Below are 2858 nucleotides of genomic sequence, written 5' to 3'. Positions count from 1 at the left end.
AGGCGCAGCAGGCCGAAGTAGTTGATGTCCATCTCGGCCTTGGCCACGTCGGTGCCGCGGCGCGCGCCGATGCCGAAAGTGCGGTGGACCTCGGCGTTGTTGATCACGATGTCGACCTTGCCGCCGATGGAGCCCGCGAGCTCGGTCACCTGCCGGCCGTTGGTCAGGTCCAGCGGCACCAGCGTGACCTGAGGCAGCGCCGAGATGTCGTCCAGCCCCTCGCCCATCTTCTTCCACGGCTCGGCATGGCCGACCCAGACGATGTCGGCGCCGGCCTTGACCAGCGCGCGCACGATGGCCTGGCCGACCTCTGTCTTGCCGTCGGTCACCAGCACCTTGCGGAACTTGGGGTCGCTGGTCATTTCACGCAGCATCTTGTCGTCGGCCATGTGGGGACTCCCTTCAAACGGAAAACCAATGAGAACGGCCTGGCCGGCGCGGTCGAGACGGGCGCCCACGCGCACTCTTTGCGGCGCATCGCCGACCTCGCCATGCAGGTGGACCATGAGCGTCGGGCCGGCATCCAGGTGCACCAGGCCCAGCCGCCAGGGCAGCCGCTCGCGGAAGAACAGGTCGTTGCTGTGGTGCAGCGTGGTGCTGCCGAGCAGTTCGCCCTCACCGCTTTGCGCTCGCCAGCGCAGAGCAGCCGAAAGGCACTTGTGGCAGACCTCGCGCGGCGGGTACTGCACCGTGCCGCATCGGTCGCAGGTCTGCAGCTCGAAGCGGCCTTCGGCAGCGGCGGCCGTGAGGCCGAGCGCCACGCGGCCGCGCGCGCCGGGCGGCAGGTTCATCTGCCGGGTGCGCAGCACCGGGTTCTTGCGCGGAGGGCGCATCAGGGGCATCGTCATGCGGGTCTCCCGAGAATGACGGCGCCCGTACAGAGGCAGCGGTCGTAGGTCACCATGCCGAAGCCGGCGACGAGGCCCAGTTGCGCGTCGGGCACCGCCCGAGGGCCGGCCTGGCCGGTCAACTGGCGGATCGCCTCGACCATGCCGAGGAAGCCGCCCGCCGCACCGGCCTGCCCGCCCGAGAGCTGCCCGCCGCTCGTGTTGTTCGGAAAGCTGCCGTCGAAGGTCATCGTGTTGGCCTGCACGAAGGCCGCGCCCTCGCCCTTTTCGCAGAAGCCCAGGTCCTCGAACTGCATCATCACGATGACCGGATAGTCGTCGTAGGTCTGCACGAAGTCGAGCGCGGCGGGCTGCACGCCGGCCTGCGCATACAGATCGTCGCGGTCCATGCGCCAGCCGCCCTGCACCATCACCGGATCCTCTGCATAGGCGTTGTGCCGCTCGATGGCGCCGCGGATCACCACATGCGCCAGGCCCAGGTCGCGCGCACGTTCCTCGCTCATCACCAGGAAGGCGTCGGCGCCCGCGCAGGGCATCACGCAGTCGAACAGATGGATCGGGTCGGAGATGGGCCGCGCGGCCATGTATTCGTCGAGCGTGAGCGGCTTCTTGAACATCGCGTTCGGATTGCCGAGCGCATTGGTGCGCTGGTCCACGCAGATGCGGCCGAAGTCCTCGCGCCGAGCGCCGTAGGTGCGCATGTAGTTGGCCGTGATGAACGCGAAGATCGAGTTGGGTCCGCCGGAACCGTAGGGATAGCTCGCATCGCGTGCGAAGTTGCTGAAGCTGCCCAGCGTCTGGCGGAAGGAGTCGACGTGGTTGGTGTCCGCGCCCACGCAGGCCACGATGTCGGCATCGCCCGCCTGCACGGCGCGCGCCGCGCGGCGCAGGCACATCACGCCCGAGGCACCGCCCGTGGGCACATGGTCGAGCCAGCGCGGCGAAAGGCCCAGGTGCTGCGTGACGCCCACGGCCGTGTCGGGCGCGAGCGAGAAGCTGCTGAGGCACAGGCCGTCGATCTGTTCCTTGGCCACGCCGCTGGCTTCGACCAGCGCCTCGATGGCCTGCCCGATGAACCAGTGCGCCGTGCGCGTGGAGTAGCGCACATAGGGCACGGTGATGGGCACCGCCACCGCGACGCCTTCGTAGGAGAGCCGTCGTTTCGTCATGCCTGCCTCTTTTTCATGGAGCGCGTGTCGATGCAATGGCTCTGGCCCGGCAGCGAGTGCGCCATCTCGCGCAGCTGGCCGCGCTGGATCTTCTGCGACGGCGTGAGCGGCAATGCGTCGACGAAGGCGACATAGCCCGGCGCCTTGTAGTAGGCCAGCTGCGCGAGCGCATGCTGCACGATGCTCGCGGCAAGTTGCTCACGTTGCGCGGCATCGGCGTCTTGGCGCATCACGATGCAGGCCAGCACCTCGTCGCCGCGCACCGCATCGGGCGTGGCCGCCACGGCCGAGGCCTTCACGGCCGGATGCTGGTTGAGCACGCTCTCCACCTCGACGGCCGAGATGTTCTCGCCGCTGCGACGGATCACGTTCTTCTTGCGGTCGACGAAGAAGAAGTTGCCTTCGGCATCGCGGCGCACGAGGTCGCCGGTGTGGAACCAGCCATCGGCCCAGGCTTCGCGCGTGGCTTCGTCGTCCTTCAGGTAGCCCGAGAAGAAATAGCGCTTCGGGTCTTCGCCGGCCGAGCGCACCAGCAGTTCGCCCGGGGCATCGACACCGACTTCGTTGCCGTCCTCGCCCACGAGCCGGATCTGCACGAAGTCTTCCTGCCGCCCGAAGCAGCTCGTGCCCACGATCCGCGGCTCTCGGTTGGCCATGATGCAGGCGGCCGCGCCGGTCTCGGTCATGGCCCAGGCCTCGACCAGCGGAAAGCCGAAGCGCTCTTCGAAAGGCGCATGGTTCTTGCGGTCGACGCCGGCGCCGAAGCCCCAGCGGATCGCGTGGTCGCGGTCGGCCGCCGATATGGGTGCGGAAAGCAGCATCGCGGGCATCACGCCCAGGT

At 68.5% G+C, this 2858-nt stretch carries 3 protein-coding genes; all 3 read right to left on the bottom strand.

All coding sequences use genetic code 11. The features are described 5' to 3' along the window. Nucleotides 1-848: SDR family NAD(P)-dependent oxidoreductase (locus AC1DOC_RS27700; protein WP_478130923.1), on the bottom strand; the 848-nt coding region annotated here is incomplete at its 3' end. Next, nucleotides 845-2017 carry a thiolase family protein gene (locus AC1DOC_RS27695; RefSeq protein ID WP_478080034.1) on the bottom strand — a complete coding sequence of 391 codons (1173 nt, stop codon included), beginning with the start codon at nt 2015-2017 and terminating at the stop codon, nt 845-847. The genes AC1DOC_RS27700 and AC1DOC_RS27695, both read right to left, overlap by 4 nt. Continuing rightward, on the bottom strand, nt 2014-2858 hold an 845-nt coding region (locus tag AC1DOC_RS27690; protein ID WP_478130922.1), incomplete at its 5' end, for an AMP-binding enzyme. The genes AC1DOC_RS27690 and AC1DOC_RS27695, both read right to left, overlap by 4 nt.

Source organism: Variovorax sp. 01T439_2 (assembly GCF_056398445.1).
This window is presented reverse-complemented; position numbering and strand designations above follow the sequence as displayed.